2 protein-coding genes are annotated in these 2,384 nt (G+C 42.6%); both read right to left on the bottom strand.

The window, feature by feature from the left end:
- Positions 1 to 145 precede the first annotated feature (145 nt).
- Positions 146 to 904 carry an IS21-like element helper ATPase IstB gene (istB, locus tag EKC99_RS15200; RefSeq protein ID WP_163152642.1) on the bottom strand — a complete coding sequence of 253 codons (759 nt, stop codon included), beginning with the start codon at positions 902 to 904 and terminating at the stop codon, positions 146 to 148.
- Positions 901 to 2,384: IS21 family transposase (gene istA, locus EKC99_RS15195; protein WP_163152640.1), on the bottom strand; the 1,484-nt coding region annotated here is incomplete at its 5' end. The genes istA and istB, both read right to left, overlap by 4 nt.

Here is a 2,384-nt window from a genome sequence, read left to right as displayed (position 1 = left end):
TGTTTTTGTCAATAATAAATTGAGCCAGAGCGATCACTTCAAAAGTGAGCCACTTTTAGAATCAGAGTTCCCATAAATGGGAGAGGGTGGGTGTTTGGATGACTTGCCCCTAGGGGCAAGTCATCCAAACACTTCGCGCATCTGGCTACCACTCCCCATTTTCCCTCTGTTTCATACTTTGACGGAATCGATAAGATTCTCCGTTTAGAAGAAGAATGTGCGAACGGTGAGTGAGCCGATCAAGCAACGCTGCTGTCATCTTTTCATCCCCAAAAATGTTCGTCCATTCTACAAATTCAAGATTTGTTGTAATGATGACACTTGCACGTTCATAGCGATTGGAAAAGAACTGAAATAATAGCTCTGCTCCTGTTTTGGAAAAGGGGATATATCCCAGTTCATCTACGATGATCACATCATATTTGAGCCACTTCTTCTCAAACGCACCAAGTTTGTGCTCTTCTTTAGCAATAAGCAACTCTTCCACTAACTCGGAAGCAGTAATGAATTTTGTTTTGTAGCCATTTTGGATCATGGCGATTCCAAGCCCAATCGCCAAATGGGTTTTCCCTGTGCCACTATTCCCTAGAAAAATAATATTCTCTTTTCTCTCTGCAAACTCACCTTTTGCGAGTGTGAGAAATCGATTTCGATTTAAGCTCGGCATGAAAGTAAAATCATAGGTGTCTAAAGTTTTGTGGATGGGAAAGGCAGCTTGTTTGAGCCTTCGCTGTCTTTGATTTTCCTCTCTTGCCTGCACTTCTGCTTCTAATAGTGCCAATAAGTAGTCTTCATACCGTAGATTTCTTTCTTCTGCCTCTCTTGCGAGAGAGCGATATTGTTTCGCAATTGTAGGCATTCTCAATTGCTTCGTGATATGGTCTAAAAGGATTTCTGTTGTCATTTCATCTGACCTCCCGTTAATTGTCCGTATTGAGCTACGTTTGCCTTTTGAATTTTATAGTCTAGTAGATTTACAGGCGTTTTCTCCTTAGATAGATCTTGGACCTGCAAGTAGTTATTCGTCAGTCTTTGAATGATTTCATGGACGACTTCGTACCGATAGACCTGCGCTTGTTCAGCTTCTCGTAATGCTTGTGTCAATTTTTCCATCCCGATTTCTCGATGAAGGAGAAGGAGTCGGATAAATTTACGGTCGCCCGCGGCTCCTTCTTGTTCCCTCATTTTTCGATGAAAACGCCTAAATACATCCGGAAGGTCAGATGATTGAAATGCATGGGCGTCCCGAATCGCTCGCGGTTTTTTTAATAATGCCTCCAGATAATGATCTAGATTGGTGATCATCTGGTTTCGTTCGTAAGAACGAGGATGTTCAGCGATCACTTGATTTTGAGCCACAACGATCACATGATCGACAAACATTTTTGCCCATACAGCTTGACCTACATAACTACAAGGGACAGAATACTGATTGGTCTCCACTGTAATTAAAGAGGTCTTATTCACCTGACAAGAGACCAACCGGCAAGCTTCAAACTTCTTTTCAGGGAGTGGGTGTAGATACTCCTTTTCTTTCGCCCACATTTGCGCAACCGTTTCTTTAGTGAACGGAACGGTTTTTTCTTCCGCCTCTCTCAAACACCAGTCCAATAGATAAGCGTTTAATTCCTCCAGCGATTGTACGTCCGGAAGCGGAACGAAGGCGTTTCTTCTTACGTATCCGACCGTCCCTTCCACTCGTCCTTTTTCATTCCCGGAACGAATATTACAAAACTCTGCCTTAAACAAATAGTGGGCTTGTAAGGCTAGAAAAGCATCCTGTTCGAGACGATCTCTCCCTTGGAGTATTTTTACTACAGCCGTTTTTAAATTATCAAATACCCCTTCGGTAGGTACTCCTCCAAAGAATTCAAACGCATGGACAAAGCCATCTAAGAAAGCCTCCTGTTTCTCATGCAGGTATGCTCGTACAAATCGCATTCGACTTGCCGAAAGTTGCATACAAAAGAGGTAAATCCGTTGTGTTCGACCCTGTAGAATAATATCCGCCTCTCCCCAGTCGAATTGGAATTGGTGGCCGAGTTGAAAATCAAGGGGAATAAAGACTTCCTGTAGCTTTTTCTTACGTTTGGCTACAACCTTACGGATGTTGGACTCAGATCCTTTGAAATTGTACTCATCGACCAATCTTCGATAAATTCTGGCAGCGGTATGGCGTTGTTTTCCCCAACGTTTTAGATCGTCTTCGAGCCATTGATCAATAATGGGTAAGACTCGCTTTGTTTCATCGGAATACTCCTTTCCATGATAGTTTTTCTGCCGATGAATGGCGGTTGGAGCCTCATTCTGTTTTAGATATTTGCTTACGGTATTTCTTGAAATCCCTAATTTTTGAGCAATTTGTCGTTGGGATAGCCCTTCTA

The organism is Anoxybacillus sp. MB8, from assembly GCF_011006755.1.
GTDB classification, from domain to species: Bacteria; Bacillota; Bacilli; order Bacillales; family Anoxybacillaceae; genus Anoxybacillus; species Anoxybacillus gonensis.
Note: the sequence above shows the minus strand (reverse complement) of the source record. Positions and strands in the feature narration are given on the sequence as shown.

Excerpts from the sequence above, each read along its gene's own strand:
- istB (WP_163152642.1), bottom strand. The coding sequence starts at position 904 with ATGACAACAGAAATCCTTTTAGACCATATCACGAAGCAATTGAGAATG.